Origin of the sequence: Yersinia enterocolitica (assembly GCA_002082245.2) — a bacterium.
Taxonomy (GTDB): Bacteria; Pseudomonadota; Gammaproteobacteria; order Enterobacterales; family Enterobacteriaceae; genus Yersinia; species Yersinia enterocolitica_E.
The window spans coordinates 1442598-1464264 of record NBTC02000002.1 but is presented as its reverse complement, the minus strand read 5'-3'; the positions used below and the strand labels follow the sequence as shown (position 1 = coordinate 1464264).

Genomic DNA, 21667 nt, shown 5'->3' with positions numbered 1-21667 from the left:
TCGGCCTGATTATTTATCCATCTGTATTATTAATCAGAATATCGAAAGCAGTAAGGCAACTGGCAGGCTCAAGGGCCACGTTAATCCGATAAGAGATGATGATAAGCACCTTACTGCTAAGCTCTGATCACGTGTTAGTGGAAAGATGATGAGGGTAGAGGCAATAGCCCCAATTCCGTAAATGCAGAGCAGGATAAATCCGGTATTCATGGGGCAATTTTCCTTTTGACCATGTCATTTACTCATTATCGCTGAAAGTACGTGTATTTTTGCAAGATAATTCAAATTATAGGGCTGCACTATTGTGGGTCTTCTCCAATATTTTAAAAGGGTATAGGATAATGACTTCTCTGAATTGGGGGATTGATGCTCAAGAAAATTCTAAACAGTAAGCTAGCAGGCTATATCGTGGGCGTTTTTATTGCGATTGGTTTTGGCGAAAGCTTCATCACTACTCACGAAGAAGCTGAGAAATTCGCTAAATAATTCAGGGGGACTGGAACTACAGGGTCTGCTGTTATCAAAGAGTTATCGGTCAGGCTGTTGCGTTCCTGATGACTCATCTGGCGTTCAACTGCATTCTATGACCACAGACCAGATTCTATCAGGGCACTACAGGCCATGGCATGGAATCCGTGGTCAATGGTCCTGATTCGGTTTGATATTTAAGATACCAGAAACGTGAACCACTTGGATTGACCAAAAGGTACAAACCGTGTGAATCGGAAACTTTGAAAGGTTTTTCAGAAGGCTTGAGACTGCGGATTTTAGTGTCGTTCAGAGACATAGTGTGGTCACTCCATAATCGAACTGAAATGACCCCAAATCAGACCACCAATCTTGCCCGATGCGGAGGGGGAAATGAAAATGCATCGGGAAGACTTTTCACACTAACTCGTTGAATCTAAATCTTATAAAGATTCGTGAAGATGCATGAAAACACAAATTTGGCTCCTCTGACTGGACTCGAACCAGTGACATACGGATTAACAGTCCGCCGTTCTACCGACTGAACTACAGAGGAATCGTGTGAACGAGGCGAATAATAGCGAGGGTGGTGACGTTTGTCAAAGTAGAAAAACACTAAAAATGTGCGTTTGCTGAGAGAATGAGCTTATTGGCTTGTTTTTCAGCAAACTTGTTTATTTTCCCGTGAGTTATCCCGCCAAATGAGGTTATTTTTAATAAGGCGGAGAGGCGAGTTTGTATTGGGGAAGGTGATTGGCTCGGTAGTGACCGAAAAGCGCACATTACACGCCGAGGTTATGTATTTAACCCCGCTAATCAGTAGGAAAGACACTTTTAGCAGTGTGTTTTAGTGACATAAGCAACATAAGTGGGACATGTGTAAAATATCCCCTAAATTCAATAGGGTAATAATTTCGCGGCGGGTAGCCAGCATTGTCAGAGGAATTACATGAGCGCTGCAATTCCTCTGCGATTATCCGTGAAAACAGTAATTCGTTACAACGTCACTTTTATTAACTGGCTGTTTTTTAGCTGATTACCAGCATCATCAAAATAAACATAGTTCAAGGTTACTTCACCATTGAGTGAGGTAGGCTGCTGTTCAAAATGATATTGGCGTTCAGCAAAGGGTGTGACCATCATGTCCATCTCTTGTGCTATCAGAAAGCGTTGTTGTTGGTTTTCTAGCTGAACCTGACCAAAAGATACATGGTATGGTGTGGGGTTATGGGCAGTGAGAATGTATTCTTTGTTTTTCTTCTTAAGGGTAAAACTGACTTTTTTCATTGCCTCAGCCGGTTTCGGCGTTAGCCCATCAGGCCGGTAGAATATTTTCATTTGGGTATTCATCGCCATAGCAACCTGGGCTTGAGCATCGATGTTACGCCGGGATTTAGGCGGAATTTCATACAGATTGAGCCAATAAACAGACTCTCGATCTGTCGGCAGATTGTCACCTTTATTGATAATGCGCAGCCCTTGAGCCGCTCCTGCCTGCATTTTAAAAACAGCAGGCAAGACAATGAAAGGCGCTTTGCTCTGATCGGGAGTGCTGTCCACATCGCCATCATCAATCCAGGTCTGCACCACGACCGGATAATCATTGGTATTAGCCAACATCAGGGTGCGCTCACGCGATTCAGGCTGATAAATCATGCGGGTTGAACCTGCCACTAAACCGGCCATGGTGTGTTGGCTGATGCTCAACATCAGTAAAAATAGGCAGAGGAGTCTCATTGTATCTTCACCAAAACGTAAGCGGTCGCATCGACTTTGCCAGCAGTAGGCGTGCCGTTAGGTAATTTTTTCAAGGTGGCGACAAAGTGATGTGAATAGTTATCATAACCAGCACCATTGCTGCCATTAGCGCTGGCACCCGTGAGTACCGGGTACCAACCCGCGTTGGTATTGGCATTGCAATTACTGACACATCCTCCCCAACCAACAAAATTCATTGCCGCACCGCTGCTGTCACTCAGGCTGATTCCCACGCCGGTGGCTATATTTTTGTCAGTACCATAGTGGTCTGATAAAAGATAACTCACGCCGCCGGCTGCGTTTACTAACCCGAGTCCTTGTGCTTTCAGATAACCGGGTAATGAAGTTTGGATGCCCAGCGCAGTTTGCCCACTATTAATGCCAGATTCCGTACCCGACTGGCATTCGATATCGACAGTGATATCCGCGCTGCGTGATTGATTATCATTAAGTTCGTTCACGGTGATAATAGGGAAAACCACATAAGGTGTGACGTTACGTACTACGCAGGTATTTTTGCGTGTCAGGGCAGAGACCGGAGAGGTATTCATACCAAATGCCATATAGCGGCCACTTCCCCATGTTTGGTAATTGGTTGCTGAGTCATAGCCGGTTTCCGGTACTGGCATGCCAGGCCCTTTGAATACCACGTAACCGTTGGGTTGATTGCAGGAATAGCTACCCGAATAGTTATCAGCCGCAGGACCAGAACATCCCCAACTGGAAGGGCCGGGCGTGCGGTCTACAGAACCTACTTTTTTTAGCTCAGCACGAATTTGGCTGAAATGTTTACCCTTAATTTGAATTTTATTCCCGACTACGTCGTACTTTCTCAACGGGACCTGCTGCCAGATGCGGGTGAATTCGACGCCAGTATCAACATGAGTCAGTTTCAATGCGGTATAGGGGAAGAAAGTCTGAAAATAGTTATCACCCATATTGCTGTAGCCGCCGACATTACTGTCGCCATTAGTCGCAAAAACTTCAAATAAACTGTCTTTATCGGCCACATCACATTCATAGATAACCGCTTCTGGGTCTGACCAGAAACGGGCGGGTACCAAGCTGATAATGCTGGAGGCAAGGATTGAATCGACAGGCTGAATGTAATTACTGGTTATATTGATATTACCTAATTGCAAGGACGCACCGTAGTTATCACCACCGATATTGGCGCCTTTCCAAACACATTGTGCATAACTGGGTAAGCTGGTGCTCAGTAATGCGAGTGAAAAGAATAACCCCATATAGTGTGAGAATAGGGGCTTGTATCGGTATAACCTGGCGTAGTGAGTCGTTATAGGATTCATACTGTTTCTCTGATTCAATGCTGGGTAACGACACACAAGGCATCGAGTTTATATAACTGTTTATCGTTATTGGGCGTGCCTAAGTCGTAATTTAACTGGCAGCGTTCATCGGTAGCATCGCCCCATACTAAAATGAGTGTGCCTCGGGTTCCTTCAGCCCGAACATAAGCCTGGCTGGCCTGACCAACCATACCAACCTCGTTCTTTTGCTGCTGAGCACTGTTGTCGCTGTCGGCAGTCGTGCTGTATACCACGGTGCCCATAGGTAACTGACTACCATCAGCCAGCCGGACGGTAATGAGTACCGGGTAACCGCTGAGAGTGCGGAAAGTGACTTTCACTGCTGAGCCGGCAAAGGGGGCAACTTGCCGCTCACCATCCTGAAGCTCTGTATTGAAATCCATGCCATCAGGATTGAGCGTAATGGTGTTGTAGCGATACGGGGTGAGTGTTGGCACCAGTGCATAGCCAAATCTGTCAATACTTGAACCTTGGCCATACATCACTTTGGCACCACTGGCGCCTTTGGCCTCGATCAGGGCAAAAGTATCACTCAGATAAGGTCCCAGTGTGACACCGCCACTATGGAAGGCCACTGCCCCACGGGCGCTGGCTGAACCTTGCCAATAACCAGGGCTGCTGGACGCACTGCCGCTCAGACTAGTGACAGGAAGCCGTTTTTGTAAACTGCCACTAAAGGTGTTTTCTTTCGTTTGTTCACTGCGGGCAAAATCCATACTGTAACTGGAGGATTGGTCCTCGCCCATCACACCGGATAATGAGGTCTGATAGCTGGCGCCACTGAGCTTACTGTTGACAGCACCGGCGGAGATATACGGCGCATGCGCACTACCACCTAATGGGAATGAGACCGACATCTGCACCACAGTCTCGCTGATGCCAAGAATATTTGCACCATTAGCCGCTGGCATGCCGCTACCGGGGTCGACAAAGGAGGTTTCGTTGCTGCCGCCCCCGGTTTTTTGTCGTGAGACCGCAATATTGAAACTGGTATCGCGCCACAGAGTATTGGCATAGCCTAATTGCAACTGTGTATCCCGCTTGCGGTCATTGCGATAATCCTGTGAAGACGCGGTCAAATACAGAGAACCGTAGCTGTTAAAACTCTGATTCATCGATATTTCTGCCCGGCTGCGTTGCCGGTAAGTATCTGAATTCCAGACTTTGCCATTACGGGCTGCACGTACCCCCAAAACATCACTTAAATCGCGATAACCCTCGGTAGAATAGCGGTAACCCGCCACGGATAATGTGGTATTGGTAGCTTCGAACGTGCGGCTGAAGGAGGCTCGCGCCATCCAGCCCTGCTGCCGTTCATCACCATCACTGTTGTCATCCGCTAGCCTGGCATTCGAATAGGTAGCATCCAGCCCTAAGGCACCAATATAGTGGGTAAAGACTCCCCCCAGCATGATGGCCTGATAACCTGATGCCACGCGTAGCCCGGTATTGGCGGTAATGGCGTTACTGACCCCTCGTTGATAAGTCAGTTCACTGAACACTTCATTACTGCTCAGATCCCGCACTTGCCCAGCGGCGAAGCTATAGCGGGAATAACCGGGGCGCAACGACTCCGGCACGGAAGAGAATGGCACCTGAAAGGTGCTTACGCTGCCATCCGCTTCCTGAATTTCTACCGTCAGGTCACCGCCGAAATTGGTGGCTGATAAATCATTAAATTCAAACGGTCCTGGTGACACAGTGGTTTGGTAAATAGACCGATTGTTTTGATAAACCGTGACTTTGGCATTGGTTCTGGCAATCCCTCGCACAATAGGGGCATAGCCGCGTTGCGATTCAGGCAACATGCGGTCATCAGTGGCCAATGCGATGCCGTTAAAACCCAAGCTGGAGAAAAACTGACCAGCGCTGAACGTTTGGCCCAAGGTCACTTCACTGCCTATGGCGGGCAGCGCGCGTTGGCTGTATAGCCGGTTAGAGGTCCAGTCGGCTCCTCGGGTAGGGTCATAGCGCAATGAACCCTGTTGACGCAAGCGCCACATGCCAGCATTGATACCATTAGTTAGGCTGAGATAAGTTGAGTTGGTTGAACGCTTAATTCCATCTTTGTTATAGCCCACGTGATATTGGTTCAAGTTGTAATTGCTGAAACCAATGGTATCCCCCGAGGTTAAATTATGGGGGTCAACATAGCCACGCGGCACTTTTTTAACGAACAGCTGTGGTACCGACAAGTCGAAGCGCAACTTGGCGTAATCAAAGCGATAGTCACTGGCCGGCAAGGTGGTTTTAAAATCCAGACAGTCATCTTTTGGGTCGCTGTTCTTCAGCGCCTCCTCAGTGACGCCGGCTTGTTGCAGTAGTGCGACTGACAAACAGGGAATAACCGCATCATTTTTTGCAATAAATATCATTTCTATACGATCAACAAAATTGTTGTTCATATAGAGATCAACCTGATATTTGCCTTCTTGATAGGAGTCTTTTTTATTAAAGCGGGAGATGGAGCCTAAGCCGAGCGCTGAGCCGCGGACTAACGCATCCTCAAATACATATTCGTCTTGATTACTCTGCTCTGCTGCTGACACGAAATGGCTCGCCAGTAAACCGTGCGTTAGCAAATAGGATAACCAGGGAGCAAACCTCACTGGTTATCTCTATAACTGGGCACCGTCTGGATTATCATCACGGCTGGACTACAAATGATAATTCGTGGAAATGTTGGTGCCATAATCATTAACCACGTTCAGCGTCAGCACTTCGCCCTTTTTGGCCTTAACCCCAGCGGGTAAGGCTAAATCAGTGGTCGAATTGGGCGAGAACATCTCACTGGTGGCGAACGAAATCGTTTTCCCATCACTGACCAATTTGGCATCACGCAGGCTGATATAATAACCCGTCGGGTTACTTATCTTGATTTTATCACCGCTAGTGCCATCCAGAGTAACGCGTATCTTTTCACCTAATGTATCGACATTTTCTTTTAATGCCGCAGGGCGGTAAAAAACTTTCATTCGGTTATTAACGATCAAAACCAGTTTGTTTTCGGTCTGCTTATCTGCTTTTAACGCGGGGATCTGCAAGAAGTTAAGATAGAAAACTGATTCACGATCTTTGGGTAAATGGCGCTCAATATATGACAACCGTACCACTTGCCCACTTTGGGCTTCCATACGGAATATCTGTGGTGTCAGTGTGAAAGGGACATCACTTTTTGATGGCGAAGACTGGTTATTACCGTCGTCCATCCATAATTGGACTAAATTCGGATGGTCATCTTTGTTACTGAGCTGTATTACTTTTTCCCGCGTACCTTCGGGATAAATAATACGAGTACCGGTCATGACAACACTGGCTTGCGTCCATAAGGGTACGCCGCTGAGCAGCAGCAACGAGCAGGCGATCATTCTGTGGGCAATCAGTGTCATAGCAATTACTTATCCTTGATACTTCTGGTTTGTTTCGGCTTCGTTACCGATTGGCAACGTATTCATGATATGGCTTGGATCTCATGAATAGTCAGGGATAGGTGATCGCGTATTGTGCGGAAGCAATAACGCTCCCGGCGGTCGCACGACCTTCTTCCGTAATATATTGAGCCGCCAGATCCTGTGATGCTGAGGTTGCACCGGCGACCAAGGTGATCCCCGGTACTTCAACACTGCCACCAGACATGCGAATTGGGGCACCATTGGTATCAAGTAACTGAATAGCAACATTTTGAGCTGTACCCACATTGCCCAAATTACCCGCCGAAGTGACGTTCATCCCCTGAAAAACCGAACTGATCTTGGTGTCTTGAATGGCGATATTGCAGCCGGTTAGGTTAATCGTAAAATTGGTTTTACCTGCAACTGAATTAACTTGATTCAGGTTGCTGGTCGAAACTGTTGGTAACAAAACTACCGGGGTGTTAGCTGTGCCATTGATATCCACCATGCAAGTCTGTTCGGCTACCTCTCCCTGAAACTTGATAGTGTTATTTGAGGTTGCAGCTAACGCCATACCCGGCAGGGTAAGTAGCACCAACGTCATTAGAGTCTTTCCCATTTAATTCCTACTTAATTTTATAATTTATATTTCGTTGTACGGAGACCTCTAGCATTCATCACAATGAGCGATCATTAAGTTGAATAAAGTCAGCCGCGATTGAGCTGTGCTATTTGGTATCCGGGCCGAGGCTAGTGTAGGGGGAAATAGAGACAGATAAAATGAGAGGCGTCCTTGTTTTATATGTGAAATTTCCCACAAAAGGTGTAGGAACTTAGTCGATTAAAAAAAGTAAAAACTATAAATTATTTTAATTTCAATATCTTATGTTGTTTATTTTAATTAAATATGAAATTGTGTTTTTGCTATCACGCAGGAATGATTACTTGATAAATAAAAAAGCCCACCAAGTATGTACTGGCGGGCTTTAGATGAAAGCACTCTTTAAATATTTATTTAATCGGGGGTATCGCTATCTATTTCGGCATATGAGGCAACCAGCTTAACTAATAACTGATTAGTCTCCGTTAACTGTTTCAGATAGTCTGCTCCAAGTGAAATGACTGCTGGCCTATCATGAGCGAGTAACAGGGATTCGAATCTGATACAACAATCTACCAGATCTTGCGCATCAATCAGTTGTACCGCGCCTTTGATCCGGTGCACCAACGTTGCCATTTCGTTATAAATATCGCTAGCATTCGTACTGCTATCATCCGTTATCAGATGGTCAAACAGTTTCGTTAGCGCGGCAGTATCCTGCACATTGCTTTCCAGCAACGATTGTAATAACTGCAACTCTACCTCAGCTCTGCCACCCGAGAGCGATTTCAATTTATCTTGTGCTGCGACAATAGGGGGCTGTTGCGTTTTTGGGGTCTCACTGTTGTCCGCGGCTGAGTTCCTATTTTCCTGATGGCTCATCTCCATCGCATTGGGACCATCGTCGCCGGTAGTGTGATGATAATTCGCCTCGACATCGTTACCGACAATCTGTTGATGGAGCAAAACAGTGCGTAAGGTGTCAATAGTCACCGGTTTAACCATGCAATCATTCATACCAGCATCAGAACAGCGAGTTACGCTCTCTTCCCGCGCATCTGCGGTACAGCCAATGATTATCATCTCCTTCATTGCCGGACTATTGCGGATATGGGCGGCAAGTTCATAGCCATTCATCAGCGGCATGTTGTAATCGGTGATGACGATATCAAAACTGTAATGTTGCAATATTTTCCAGGCTTCTGCGCCATTTTCTGCGCTCATCACCTGTTCGATGCCGATAAAGGCCAATTGCTGCTGAAGTAACTGGCGGTTGGCCGGAAGGTCATCCACCACCAGAACACGTAGATTTTTCAACTGGTCCAACTGCTTTTCATCGGCATGCAGAATAGTCGCATCTGGCGGTAAATCCTCAGCAGTGGCAATCTCCAGTGGTAAAGTAATAAACAAACTGGTGCCTTTGCCGAGCTGGCTTTCTAAGCTGATTTGCCCGCCCATTTTATGAATCAATTGATGGCAGATCCAAAGCCCTAGCCCTGAGCCGCCAAAACGGGGTGATTTACCTTCATTCGCCTGGCTAAAGGGTTGGAACAGCGTGGCCTGTGCCGCTGGAGAAATACCAATACCGGTATCGGTAATATCGATATTCATTACGCCATGCTTATCATCCGTCGGCTCCCAAGTCACATCCACCGAAACACTACCTTGTTCGGTAAATTTCAACGCGTTACCTAACAGATTACCCATCACTTGTCGCACTCTGAGCATATCTGCCATCAGCAGGTGAGGGATTTGGTCATCCAGCCAACCCGAGAATTGAAGCCCACGCTCATCGGCGATGGGTTGATAGATAGTCAGCATCCGTTCCATTTCCTGGCGGAAATCTACCACCGCAGGGTGAACACTCAGTTGGCCGGCTTCAATTTTGGCAGAGTCGATGATGTCATCAAGCAGTAACATCAACGATTGAGCTGATTTGGACACGGTAATCAGTGTATCTTTATCAACCGGCTGGGAGCTGCGGATCTCCAGCTCCAATAAGCCCATAATGGCGTACATTGGCGTTCGCAGTTCATGACTGATTGTGGCAAGGAACGTACTCTTGGTCCGGTTGGCGCTTTCGGCTTCGACACGGGCCGCTTCTAACTCACGCTCAACGGTTTTACGTTGGCTAATGTCCAGCCAGCCGCCCAGTAAACTGCGTTCGGCATTGTCCAGTGGAATAATCCATAGGAAGATATCCCGTAGCTCACCATTGATTTCAAGAGATAAATCCACCATTTGTGGTTTTCTGTCCTGTAATACATAACGACAGTATTTATCTATCTCGCGATCAAGCGGACTGGTCATCGGCCAGTTGGCTTGTTCAATATCCTGATTGAGCAAATCGTGAAGCTTATCTTGGTGAGCCGCAGCAAAGTGGCTGTTATAAACGGCTAACTCGGCATTGGTTGTACGAATAAAGACCGCAAAGGGCAATGCATTGATAATCGATTCTTGCTGTAGCAAACGGGCATGTAGCAACTTGGCCTGGCGGCGCTTATTGAACACCAGATAGCACAGGTATAGACCGAAGACCAACAATAGCCCTGAACTTATTTTCAACGCCATCATCAGCCATTCATTATCTGATGAGTCTTCATCAAAACTTATTGGCTTAGGCTTGAAGGTACTCCATTCACTAATTAAGTTGTCTAACTCTTCTGGTGGAATAGATTCAATTACTTTATCAATAATGGCTTTTAATTCGGGCAGGTCTGGGCGGATGGCAAATGCCATCATCAGCGGTTCTTCACCTGCAACCGCGACCGTTTTTATATTCGGGCTAAAATTCTGAGCTGACAGGTAGTTGGCGGTCATCATATTCTTAACGACAGCATCCACTTTACCTTGCTGCAACCAACGCACCAGTGTCATGGTATCCGGGGCTTGGACAAAGGTAATCTTTTGAGCTAACAGGGGGTTACCAATAATCCCGCCAGAAGCACTACCCGCTTGTATCCCCACGCGCTTTCCTGCTAGATCTGCCACATTGTTGATATCCAGGCGATCTTCGCGCGTCAATATTCCCCATAAGGATTGAGCTACTGGTGAGGAGTAAAGGTTGTTACCATACATACCGTTGCGAACGGCTACAATCGGCAGTAAATCGGTTTTACCGGCGATAAAATCACGCACCCCTTCACCGGTATCTTTGGTATAAACCGGTTCAAATTTAATCCCGGTTCGGCGCGCGATAATATCGATAAGATCGACTGAGAAACCGGCCATTTGTCCGGTTTGACGATCGCGGAATATCAGTGGTGCCAGATCAAGTGGGGCGACATAAGTCACCACCGGATGGTGCTGAATCCAGCTCACCTCTTGTTCGGTCAACAGTAACTTGGCATCAATATTGTAATGATGTTTGCTACCAAACCAGCGTTGCTGAATATCACCGGTCGCGCGGGTCGGTAATAATTCTAAAATCTGATTAATGTAGTCAATCAGCTTTTGATTACTTTCCCTCGCCAGGAATGTGTAAGGGGCAGGGTGATAAGGCGCAAAGTTACGAATTTGCAACGTCAGCAATTGTAACTGATCAATCAGATAGTTAGCTGTTGTGGCATTCGCGACAAAGACATCGGCATTACCATAGGCGACAGCCAACAACCCCTGCAATTGGTTGGGGTAGGCAACAATTTTATCGGCATGATAATTAAATAAAAACTCAGGGGAGAGTGGCTCGTTATTAACGATAGCCACCGTTTCTGGGTGGGTACGTTTGGTCGGGTCCCAATTTTTGCTGCGAACTTCGACATGCCGGTTGGTAAAGAAGGCATGGGAAGCTATCAGCCCCGGCTGAGGGGGCATAGGTGTCCCGGCCATTAAGTCAATCTGGCCATTTTCCAATGCATTCAAAACTAACCCGTAATCGCAATAACCGATCATCTGGAAAGATAATTGGCTGGCATCACTGATTATTTTCAGGTAATCCGCAACAATACCTTCAATGGCATTATCATCACGGTTAACGACAAAAGGAGTATTGGCATCCATGACCACCCCCACTTTCACCGTGCGCCGGCTTGATTGGCGAGTGTCCGTGGAAGGTGTCAGTAATAGGTCTTCACTGTAGCTATTAGCGATACTGTGTATCGTCAATGGCTGCCCAGTATCGCACCCCTGACGACCGGTCATCATTGCGGCATTAAGCTGCCCGCTAAGCAACAGCAAACAGTAAAGAAGAATTCGCAAAGATAACCTACTCGGTAAAGATAAGATTGCCCGTGGTAAACCTGAGCCGCCTGAATTATACCAAATTATGGGTATGCGCATAATCTGCCAGTTCAATTACGGAACTTAGCCCTAATTTGGTCAAGATGCGGGTTTTATAGGTACTGACAGTTTTGTTACTGATAAACATTTCGTCGGCAATCTGTTTATTTGACAAACCATTCACCAGATAACGTAAAACATTAATTTCTCGTTCTGACAACAACCGCGCCCGATTGACAGGATCATGGCTGGAAGGTTGCCCGGCTAATTGGGTCAACGTTTCAGAGGGGAAGAAAGAATACCCACGTAATACGTTCTGTGCAGCAAAAAGAATTTCGCTAATATCTTTATTTTTACTGATGAAACCGTTGGCACCGGCCTGTAATGCCCGTACCGCAAAAACTTGCTCATTCTTGGCGGACAAGAATAATGATTTGCCTGTAAATCCACGTTGCTGTAGTTTTTTCAACAATGAGAAACCATCGAAGTTAGGTAACTCAATATCGATAATAACCAGATCAACAGGGTTGTTTTTTAAAATCTCTAAGGCTTCACTGCCATCAACCGATTCGTAAATGGTTGAAAATTCGTTACTTTGTGATAGTAATGCACGAATGGCGACACGAATAGCCGGGTGGTCATCAACTATCATCACTGATTTTGTCATGTTCTCTCCGTAAATCGTTATATCTTGGGATTCGCAGAGTTAATTCACTGCTCCTCACTCGCACCGATCGACTCCAAATGATTACCCAAGACGAGATAAACAAGAACCACGCTGCCGATGCCCAAAGTACTATTTCGGTGATTCTAATCTCTAATTATAGATTATCAAGAAAAGATTCTTACTCATGTATAGCCCGCTGAAGTCAACTCATCACCGCAACCTTATTCTGCCTAGTGAATTGATTATAAACGAATTAGGAATTTTTTTATTAAATTTAAAATAGATTATTCAGAAAAACAGAGAAGAAATAGTTAATTTATAATTCCAAATGTAAATATATACGACTTTTCAGAGTAGGGTGTAGGAAACTTCTATAATCTATTGTGTGGGTTATTCTAGTATGAATATCAGGGAGATAGGTCCTATCTGATAATGGTTTGCGGATGGTAACCTAATGCAATTAATGATAATACATTAACTATCGCAAAACTGCGGCGGAGCGTGAATCTACAGGATTAAAATAAAAAGCCCGCTTAGTTGCCTAAGCGGGCTTCTTTAATTTGGCTCCTCTGACTGGACTCGAACCAGTGACATACGGATTAACAGTCCGCCGTTCTACCGACTGAACTACAGAGGAATCGTGTGAACGGGGCGAATAATAGCGGGGTATGAGGAACATGTCAAAGGGGAAACAGTAAATTTGGATTGTTTGCTTACAGTTTGCGCAACTTATTGAGAATTTTGGCTTTTAGCTCAATCCTTGCGCAAAAAACGGCCGATTGTTTAACGAAAGAGCGAGCAACGTATTGTTACGCTGCTCGCCAACAAGTCTACTGGGGCGTATCAGCCAGAACAAACATGCCATAGGGATGGATTTGCAAATAATAACTGTCACCGGGGGCGGGTTGCAGTTGTGTGGCATTTACTTGCAATAGCAAAGATTGACCTTGCCAATCCACCAGTACCTCATATTGCGGCCCCATATAAGCCACTTTATTAATAGTACACCGCTGGCTTGGCTCACCTTGCTGACTTAGCGTGATAGCCTCTGGTCGTACACCTACGGTGGACTGTTGCCGTTGGGCGGCAAATCCCTGTGGTTTAGGAATGTGATAACCGAAGATTTCAACGCTACTGCTGTGAATAGTGGCTGGAAAGACGTTAGCGTCACCCATGAAACTGGCCATAAAATGCGAGGCGGGATGGCGATACAGTTCTTGTGGCGCACCAATTTGCATTATTTTACCTTTATTCATCACCAGCACGGTATCAGACACGGCAAAGGCTTCACTTTGGTCGTGGGTAACATACAGCGAGGTAATATTAAACTGCTGCTGCAATTCTCGAATTTTATCACGCATGCTGCGGCGCAAATTAGCATCCAGATTACTGAGCGGTTCATCAAAAAGCAGCACTTTAGGTTTGAGGATTAGTGCCCTTGCCAGCGCAACACGTTGCTGCTGCCCACCGGATATTTGATCCACGAAGCGATCGGCAAAGCCGTCTAAATCGACTAACGCTAAGGCTTCTTGTACACGATCTCGAATCTCATCTTTCGGCCGGCCCAGCATTTTCAGACCATAGCCAATGTTTTCGCCCAGTGACATGTGCGGGAACAAGGCATAGGACTGGAATACCATGCAGATATCCCGTTGCTGGATAGATCGGTCAGTCACATCTTCACCATCGATAAAGATTTGTCCACCGGACGGTTTTTCTAGCCCGGCAACCAGCCGTAATACCGTGGTTTTACCACAACCCGATGGCCCCAGCAGGGTGACCATTTCCCCTTTAGGGATAGCCAGATTGAGACTGTCAATCACGATATTGCTACCAAAACGCTTGGTGACGTGTTTTAGCTCGACGAAATGTTTCTTATCGCCAGTGACTGTCTTTTGCTCTGACAGATTATTTTGAGTAGATACTGTATTTATAGTAGACATAGCATTCAGCCTTATCAGTACGTCATTATTCAGCATTACTGGCTTTCGAGCGGGCAGTACGCGCTTCGCCAACCAGATAATCAAACAGGAAGATGATGGCGAGCATGACCACAATCAGAATCGAACCATAAGCGATGGCAATACCGTATTCGCCATCTTCCACCCGGTTAAGGATGTAAGAGGTGGCGACCCGTGTATCAGGTGTTACCAGGAAGACGATGGCACTGACGGTAGTCATGGCGCGCACAAAACTGTAAATCAGCGCCGATAGAATCGCCGGGCGTAGCAACGGCAGTAGAATATAAATCACCGTACGCAGCGAACCCGCCCGCAGACTAAGTGATGCCTCATCCAATGATTTATCCAGTTGTCCCAGCCCGGCAATCCCCGCGCGTATCCCTACCGGCACATTACGCATCACCATAGAGATAATAACGATGGCGGCAGTACCGGTCAGGTACACCGGGGCACTGTTAAAGGCCAGAATATAGGACACCCCCGCGACTGTACCCGGTACCGCGAAGCACAACATGGTGCTGAATTCGATGGTTTTTTTACCACGGAACTGTTGGCGCACCACGATATAGGCAATCAGCAGACCAAAGGCGGCGGTGATAGGGGCAGCAATACCCGCATAGAGCAGCGTATCGAGCAGAGAAGGCCATGCGCCGTCACTGAAACCTTGACCAAATAGCTGATTAAAGTTATTCAGCGTCAGGGTGTAATCGACCCCCCAGTTGACGGTGAAACTGCCGTAGAAAATGCTGCCATACAGTAAGACGTTAAAGGCAATCCACACATACAGCATGGCGGTGGTGCCCCACACCAGTGATACCGGTAATGGCTGGACATCGCCCCGAGAAGACTTACCAGAAATGGTGACGTAAGAGCGTTTACCTATCCACATATACTGAATGCAGAAGATAAACAGTGAAAACATCAGCAAGATAACCCCCAGCGTGGAGGCTGCTGGATAGTCAAGTTGTGCACCAGTGATATAGAAGTAGATTTGGGTAGCCAGCACGTCAAAGTTACCACCCAACACTAATGGGTTACTGAAATCAGCCAGTGATTGCACAATGACGATTAGGAATGAGTTGGCCAATGCCGGTTTTAGCAAGGGTAAAAACACCTGCATAAAGGTCTGCCAACGGCTGGCCCGCAAGGTATAAGAGGCTTCCTCCAGCGACGGGTGGATAGTTTTGATTGCGCCATCGAGGATCATAAATGACATCGGCGTAAAGGCTAAAACTTGTGCCAGCCAGATGCCGGTGAAGCCATATAACCAGTTGGTATTGGTCAGTCCGAACCAAGTGACCATCAACTCTGTCACATAGCCGGAGCGGCCCATCATCAAGGTTACACCCAGCCCGACGACAAAGGGTGGGGTAACAATAGGCAGAATTGAGAAGATGCGCCCCAGCAAAGCGGAGCGTTTGGCAATACGCGTGGTATAGATAGCCAGCACCATACCGAAAAAGGTACAACCTATGCCAACCGCCACCGACAGCAGGAACGAATTCCAGATAACTTGCAGGATATGCGCTTGACCGAGGATTGCCATAAACTGCCACGGTGCAAAAGCGCCACTCTCATCGGTAAAGATCGGGATAAAAATGGCAATACTGGGGAACAGAATAAAAACGGTGATCAGGGCAATGATAGTCACCAGTGATCCGAGTACAAAACGGTCACCACCCAGCCATTCAAGGCGCGCCAGCGCCAGAGTAATGATTGCCCCCAGAGCGATAAACAGCCCGATAGTGGCAAATCCTAACCCGCGCCCGAGCCAGGCTGAGCTTACCACCACCAGCAGTGCGCAGAATAAGGCATAGCCTGCATCAAACAGATGGCGGTAGCGATGTTCGCGACCAACGGGTGACAATGGCCTGAAAAGCAGCAGTAACGGCAGGCCAAACCACAGCGTACTGATATTAAGGCCAGACCAACCATAAGAGGCCAGTAGCTCCGAACGACTGGCCTCAAGCAGGCCGTAATCCAGGCTAAACGCGGGCAATAGGGCAAAAGCAGCCACGGCGAAAGCCAGCCAATAGAAAATAGCATCCCGTGTCTGCGGGAGCCGCAGAGCATGTGCATGTGTCATGGTGTTCCCCAGATACCCTTTGTCCCTGGCGTTACAGCAATGTTCGCTTACCTTGCGAACCGGCATAAATGCTATGCAAACCGGTCCCCGACCGATCTGTTATTCATTTGCTGCCTTGCTGCAACGCCAATGACTCGGTTATAGAAATAAATTATTTATATGAGTCGGAGTCCTTTGTGGGCTTTTATTGGCCCATCTTGACGTCGTTGACCCACTTGGTGATCAGCTTCTTACGCATTTCTGTGGCACCATAAGTGTCCATGTCGTAGTTAATCAGCTTCAGATCATCCAACTTGAGCGAGTTAGGTGAGGTTGCCGCCGTGGTATTGGTCAGAATCTGGTAGGACTGGCCCTTTTGCCATGCCAGTTCTTGTGCCTCTTTTGACAACACCCAATCAACAAATAACTTGGCATTATCCAGATTACGAGCGCCCTTTAGGATACTGACTCCGCCGATTTCATAGCCGGAACCCTCACATGGCGAGATCAATTTCAACGGTGCACCTTTCTCTTTTTCCAGCGAGTAGTCGTGCAGGAAGCCAATACCAATTGTGGTTTCGCCACGGGCAGCATTCCGGGCCGGGGCAATACCGGATTTGGTGTATTGCGACACGTTGGCATTCAGTTTTTTCAGGTAATCGAAGGCGGCATCTTCACCCCATAATTGTGAAAAAGTTGCCAACGCGGTGTAGGCGGTACCGGAGCTTTGTGGATCAGCAATCTGAATTTCACCTTTGTAAACTGGGTTGGTCAGGTCTTTCCAACATTTTGGCTCTGGCAGACCTTTTTCTTTCAAGCGGTCGGTATTCACGCCCATGCCTAAAATGCCGATGTAAACCGCTGAAGAGTAGTTACCTTTGCGTTTGGCCGGATCACGGAACTGCGGCATTATTTGCGCCAGATTAGGTGACTGGTAAGGATAGAGCAGGTCCATTTCACCCGCTTGAGATTGTGGATCCAGAGTGCCGCCATACCAAACATCGGCCTGCGGGTTCTTTTTCTCAGCATCCACTTTGGCCAGCGTGCTGCCGGAACCATTACGAATAAAGCTGGTTTTTACATCGTATTTTGCCCCAAAGGCTTTGGCTTCTTCTTCACACATCGCATTGGTGGCACTGCAATAAATCACCAGACGGCCTTCGGCTTTGGCGACAGTAGTCAAGGCGCTCAGGGCGAGGCCGGCGGCAATCAGAACTGAGAGTGGTGCGAGTTTCATAACATTATCCTTTTATCCCTTTTTGTCGCCGATACGGGGTGACAGGTCGGGCTGATGTTGTAGGGTAGAGGTCGTGCTGACTTCACGTAAGGTACTGTTTTATTTTCTTTTTTAGGTGCTACTCACCTGCGTTCCATTGCGGGCTAAAGATTATCTTTATCTTGTGGGGCGAATCTCTTTTGCGCGGGTTCCAACCCCGACAAATTCATACCGGTCATTAATAGCGGCATTAATAGCAACCCAACCCCGGCTGATGCCAACGTCAGTAAGGCAAAAAAGCCTTGCCAGCCATAATGTTGCAATACTTGCGCCAGTGGCCATCCCGCGAGTGCTGCACCGAGGTAGGCAAATAATCCGAGAAATCCAGTGACCGTACCGGCGGCGTCTTTATGGGTATATTCCGTTGCCGCCAATCCAATGAGCATTTGCGGCCCGAAAACAAAAAAACCGATACTGAAAAATGTCACTGACAGCAGCGGATAGTTATGTACCGGTGCCAACCACAGCGCGGTCATAGTCAGAAATAACCCCAGCGCGAATAACAAAATCATCGGTGCCCGCTGACCACGAAATAACAGATCTGATCCCCAGCCAGCAAACAGCGCGCCAAATAATCCACCTAACTCAAATAACGACAACGTGGCATTGGCACTGAGCAAATTGACCCCATGGCTCTCCGCCAGCCAGATATTGCCCCAGTCGTTGAGAGCAATGCGGATCAAATAGACCAGCACATAAGAGACCCCCAGCAACCAGATGGTGCGATTACCTAAAATGGCATCACGTAAAATACGCCCCATCGGCATCGGCGGGCTTTGTTGCTCCTGCCATTGATCCTGTGGATCGCGCCGCCATTGGCCGATAGTCGGCAAACCTTGCTGTTGCGGCTTATCGCACAACTGCCAGCACAGCCAAATCCCTAATACGATGCCTATCGCACCCGGTACCAGTAGTGCGGCTTGCCAGCCATAGTGCGAAGCCAGAAAGGCAGACAGCAGAGGCACTGCCGCCCCCCCGATGCTGATAGAGGTATTCCAGCATCCCCACCAGCTACCGCGTTCACTGCGTGAATACCATGTGCTGAGCAATTTGGCGCATGGCGGCCAGCCCCATCCCTGAAAGAAGCCATTCAAGGTCCACACAATTAACAGTGCGGGTAGGGTGTGGCATAGGGTGAACACCACATTCAGCACCCCGGTCATCATCAGGCCGATGCCCATAATCCAGCGGGCTTGAGTCCGGTCGCTGACGATACCGGAGACAAATTTAGAACCGCCGTAAGCCAGGTAAAACAGGGTGCCGAGTAAGCCGATATCCCCTTTGTCCAACCCCAGTTCCAGTTGCATCACTGGCATCGCGTAATTGACACTTTTACGCGTTAAATAAAAGGCGGCGTAACCCATCACCATGGCGGCCATCAGGCGCGGCCGCCAATAGCGATAACGCGCATTCACCTGTTCCGGCGTCAAAGGCTCGGGGGGTAAAGTCTTCGACGACGTGTACGATGCAGGCATGGATTCCTCCAGTAAGTGAGTTGAGTGTAGGGAAGGTGAAAGTGAAAGAGATGAGACAAGGTTTTAGGCGGCTAGGAATAATGCTTATTTATGAAGACTTTTGATTCAATTTTGTGGGCAGGTTCACAGTGTCATTACTGCGGACGTGAGTGGGTAGATTGACCACCACCCGGGTACCTAGCCGGCGTTGCAGTAACCAGTCTCCCCCCAGTGCGCGCACCCGTTCTTCAATGCCACGCAGGCCAAAACCACCTCCAGGCGGTTGTACCGGAATACCCATGCCATCATCGCGCACGTCCAGCGTGATGATATTGTTACCGATGCGCAGGCTGACGTGAATATTGTGTGCCTTGGCATGCTTATTAATATTGTTCAATAACTCCTGCACCAATCGATACAGGGTGAATATCACTGCATCTTCACCAGGGTCGGGTGGCAGCGCATAATCCAGTTGGAAGTTGATACCTTGCTCGGCAAAAGCAAATTCTTCAGCCAGATGGTGCAGTGCTTGATCCAGCGGCATTTCATCCAGAACTGGCGGACGTAACTGGCGTAACAGTTGGCGCGTGGTTTGATGAATACGTTGCGACAGGGTGCTTATCTGATTTGCTGCGGATTGCGCTGCCGCGGAGGGGGCGCTGCGGTTGACTAACATCGCTTGGATTTGAATTGCAGTGATATTCTGACCAATCTCATCATGCAACTCGCGTGCAATCTCTTTGCGCACATCCTCCTCGGTATGCACCAACCGCTCCATTAGTTTGCGGCGAGTTTGTAATTCTTGTTCTAACTGATTGCGGTAACGGTGCAGATGTTGTGTCAGTTGCTGCTGACGGCTGATAGCGATACCCAGCGTCATCCCCAGCAGGGCTTGGGTCGAGAGGAACAGCTCCAGTTCCGCCAGGTCATGAAACGCGCCACTGGCCTGACGGGTGACTGTTATCATCAGGCTGCCTAATACCGCAGCCAATACCCCCCCTTGCCAACCGAATTTGTAAGCCATAAACACATTGGGCAGAAAAACAAAAATCAGCAACAGGCGCTCCATATTCGGCGTAATAGCAACCTGTATACACACGCCAATGGCAAAAATAAGCGAGCACCAAATCAGTAGCGAGGTACGCAGCGGCGGATCGGGCATCTGTTGGGAAAACAGGTTACGGATGTGCTGCTGCTTTAAATATTCATAGATAAGATAGGTAAAGGGGACTAGCAAAATACCGCCGGTAAAGGTGGCAAGCAGGGTCTGCGTTAACGATAAAGGTAGCCAAAAACCCAGTACGAAGCCGTGCAGTAAGCTGTTGCCCGTCACCGCAGTGAGTAAAAGTAACAGCCGTTGCCAATAAAGGGTGTAGTGATGCCAGAAACGTTGACTCAGCCAGGCGGGCAATAAACTCAGCGCCGATGAAAGCACAATTAAGGCCGTAACTTGTAACTTTTCGCTATACAACCACCACAACATCCCAGATTCGGCCAGCAGCAGTACCGGCCAATAACGGCGGGGTAGCAGAATCATTAAGGCCAGCCGTAGCCCTTGCGGCAGCAGTAAAACGGCGTGTAAACCGTCATTACTGAGATAAAAACTGATGGTCCACAGGGCGAGCCAACTCAGAGAATAGAAGATGGTCAGAAACAGCGATAGCCCCACCGACCGTAGCTGCAACATACTTAGTTACCTGCCAACAACTGATGCTGTAGGGCAAAATGCACCAGTTCGACAGTGGTTTCACAGTTGAGTTTGCCCAGAATATTGGCTCGATGGACGTGGACGGTTTTGTGGCTGAGTGACAATTGCTCGGCAATGGATTTAACACTGATTCCATTGATTAACAATTGGAAAACCTCTTTCTCGCGTGGCGTTAATATTGCCAGTTGTGGCGGATGTTGTGGTATATAACGCAGTGCTCGCAGTGCGTCGGCACACAGATAGAGGCCGCCGCCATTGACCGTCCGCAGCGCCTGAACCAATTCATCCGGCCCACAGCGTTTAGTCAGATAGCCGCTGGCACCCGCATCCATCGCACTTTGCACAAAGGCGGTGGTGTCATAAATACTCAGAATAATTGCGCGAAAATGAGGCATGGTTTGACGCAGACGTTTGAGCAGACTTAGCCCGCTTTCATCCGGCATCGAAATATCCATAACGGTAACATGCACATCGATATTCGGTAGTTCGGCCCACGCCTGTGCTGCCGAACCATACTCACCAATAATGCGAATATCTTTTTCCAGCGAGAGCAGTTGGGCAAACCCAGAACGGACGACAATATGGTCATCTATCAATGCAACATTAATCATGATTTTTCTGTATTACGGAACCTAGCCTGCATGATGCTCATCAATCTTTGTTGTAGCAATAATTGTTATCAAAAATGTTAGAGGCTTAACAGATGCAGGAAAAATCTGATTATTAACTAGGCAATTATTATCTGAGAAATGAAGCGCTCCACGTGAT

Annotated in this window: 14 protein-coding genes, 2 tRNA genes and 1 pseudogene; all 17 read right to left on the bottom strand. The window is 47.8% G+C overall.

The features are described from left to right. Positions 1 to 33: 33 nt before the first annotated feature. Positions 34 to 210: a GhoT/OrtT family toxin gene (locus A6J66_008065; GenBank protein PNM24154.1), complete on the bottom strand. Its 177-nt coding sequence runs from the start codon at positions 208 to 210 to the stop codon at positions 34 to 36. Between the two features lie 448 nt (positions 211 to 658). Continuing rightward, positions 659 to 787 (bottom strand): annotated as a pseudogene (locus tag A6J66_008060) (integrase). Between the two features lie 161 nt (positions 788 to 948). Then, a tRNA-Asn gene (locus A6J66_008055) sits at positions 949 to 1024 on the bottom strand. A gap of 440 nt (positions 1025 to 1464) precedes the next feature. After that, the gene (locus tag A6J66_008050; protein PNM24153.1) at positions 1465 to 2205 is read right to left on the bottom strand and encodes a molecular chaperone; all 741 of its coding nucleotides are present in this window, start codon (positions 2203 to 2205) and stop codon (positions 1465 to 1467) included. Further along, positions 2202 to 3446 carry a hypothetical protein gene (locus A6J66_008045; protein ID PNM26933.1) on the bottom strand — a complete coding sequence of 415 codons (1245 nt, stop codon included), beginning with the start codon at positions 3444 to 3446 and terminating at the stop codon, positions 2202 to 2204. Before A6J66_008045 ends, A6J66_008050 begins: the two co-directional genes overlap by 4 nt. Before the next feature lie 104 nt (positions 3447 to 3550). Further along, complete coding sequence (locus A6J66_008040; GenBank protein ID PNM24152.1) at positions 3551 to 6166, bottom strand: fimbrial biogenesis outer membrane usher protein; 2616 nt, start codon at positions 6164 to 6166, stop codon at positions 3551 to 3553. A gap of 48 nt (positions 6167 to 6214) precedes the next feature. Further along, complete coding sequence (locus A6J66_008035; GenBank protein PNM24151.1) at positions 6215 to 6946, bottom strand: molecular chaperone; 732 nt, start codon at positions 6944 to 6946, stop codon at positions 6215 to 6217. A 91-nt stretch (positions 6947 to 7037) separates the two neighbouring features. Then, positions 7038 to 7568 (bottom strand): type 1 fimbrial protein, encoded by a 531-nt coding sequence (locus tag A6J66_008030; GenBank protein PNM24150.1) that lies wholly within the window; start codon positions 7566 to 7568, stop codon positions 7038 to 7040. A 396-nt stretch (positions 7569 to 7964) separates the two neighbouring features. Next, positions 7965 to 11828, bottom strand: coding sequence for a sensor histidine kinase (locus A6J66_008025; protein ID PNM24149.1), 3864 nt, complete (start codon positions 11826 to 11828; stop codon positions 7965 to 7967). Next, positions 11803 to 12435, bottom strand: coding sequence for a DNA-binding response regulator (locus tag A6J66_008020; protein PNM24148.1), 633 nt, complete (start codon positions 12433 to 12435; stop codon positions 11803 to 11805). The genes A6J66_008025 and A6J66_008020 overlap by 26 nt, the downstream gene beginning before the upstream one ends. Before the next feature lie 561 nt (positions 12436 to 12996). Further along, a tRNA-Asn gene (locus A6J66_008015) sits at positions 12997 to 13072 on the bottom strand. Positions 13073 to 13265: 193 nt separating this feature from the next. Then, positions 13266 to 14342, bottom strand: a complete 1077-nt coding sequence (gene fbpC / locus A6J66_008010) for a TOBE domain-containing protein (GenBank protein PNM26932.1) — start codon at positions 14340 to 14342, stop codon at positions 13266 to 13268. A gap of 61 nt (positions 14343 to 14403) precedes the next feature. Then, complete coding sequence (locus A6J66_008005) at positions 14404 to 16482, bottom strand: iron ABC transporter permease (protein ID PNM24147.1); 2079 nt, start codon at positions 16480 to 16482, stop codon at positions 14404 to 14406. A 184-nt stretch (positions 16483 to 16666) separates the two neighbouring features. Further along, entirely contained in the window at positions 16667 to 17698 is a 1032-nt protein-coding gene (locus A6J66_008000; GenBank protein ID PNM24146.1) for a hypothetical protein, read from the bottom strand. 143 nt (positions 17699 to 17841) lie between these two features. Continuing rightward, positions 17842 to 19212: an MFS transporter family glucose-6-phosphate receptor UhpC gene (locus A6J66_007995; protein PNM24145.1), complete on the bottom strand. Its 1371-nt coding sequence runs from the start codon at positions 19210 to 19212 to the stop codon at positions 17842 to 17844. Between the two features lie 88 nt (positions 19213 to 19300). Then, positions 19301 to 20878 carry an MASE1 sensor histidine kinase gene (locus tag A6J66_007990; protein PNM24144.1) on the bottom strand — a complete coding sequence of 526 codons (1578 nt, stop codon included), beginning with the start codon at positions 20876 to 20878 and terminating at the stop codon, positions 19301 to 19303. 2 nt (positions 20879 to 20880) lie between these two features. After that, on the bottom strand, positions 20881 to 21510 hold the full coding sequence (locus A6J66_007985) for a DNA-binding response regulator (protein ID PNM24143.1): 630 nt from the start codon (positions 21508 to 21510) through the stop codon (positions 20881 to 20883). Between the last annotated feature and the right edge of the window lie 157 nt (positions 21511 to 21667).

What these genes read in the sequence shown, in the direction of transcription:
- A6J66_008065 (PNM24154.1), bottom strand. Translation starts at nt 210, where the DNA reads ATGAATACCGGATTTATCCTGCTCTGCATTTACGGAATTGGGGCTATT.
- A6J66_008050 (PNM24153.1), bottom strand. Translation starts at nt 2,205, where the DNA reads ATGAGACTCCTCTGCCTATTTTTACTGATGTTGAGCATCAGCCAACAC.
- A6J66_008035 (PNM24151.1), bottom strand. Translation starts at nt 6,946, where the DNA reads ATGACACTGATTGCCCACAGAATGATCGCCTGCTCGTTGCTGCTGCTC.
- A6J66_008030 (PNM24150.1), bottom strand. Translation starts at nt 7,568, where the DNA reads ATGGGAAAGACTCTAATGACGTTGGTGCTACTTACCCTGCCGGGTATG.
- A6J66_008025 (PNM24149.1), bottom strand. Translation starts at nt 11,828, where the DNA reads ATGCGCATACCCATAATTTGGTATAATTCAGGCGGCTCAGGTTTACCA.
- A6J66_008020 (PNM24148.1), bottom strand. Translation starts at nt 12,435, where the DNA reads ATGACAAAATCAGTGATGATAGTTGATGACCACCCGGCTATTCGTGTC.
- A6J66_008005 (PNM24147.1), bottom strand. Translation starts at nt 16,482, where the DNA reads ATGACACATGCACATGCTCTGCGGCTCCCGCAGACACGGGATGCTATT.
- A6J66_008000 (PNM24146.1), bottom strand. Translation starts at nt 17,698, where the DNA reads ATGAAACTCGCACCACTCTCAGTTCTGATTGCCGCCGGCCTCGCCCTG.
- A6J66_007995 (PNM24145.1), bottom strand. Translation starts at nt 19,212, where the DNA reads ATGCCTGCATCGTACACGTCGTCGAAGACTTTACCCCCCGAGCCTTTG.
- A6J66_007990 (PNM24144.1), bottom strand. Translation starts at nt 20,878, where the DNA reads ATGTTGCAGCTACGGTCGGTGGGGCTATCGCTGTTTCTGACCATCTTC.
- A6J66_007985 (PNM24143.1), bottom strand. Translation starts at nt 21,510, where the DNA reads ATGATTAATGTTGCATTGATAGATGACCATATTGTCGTCCGTTCTGGG.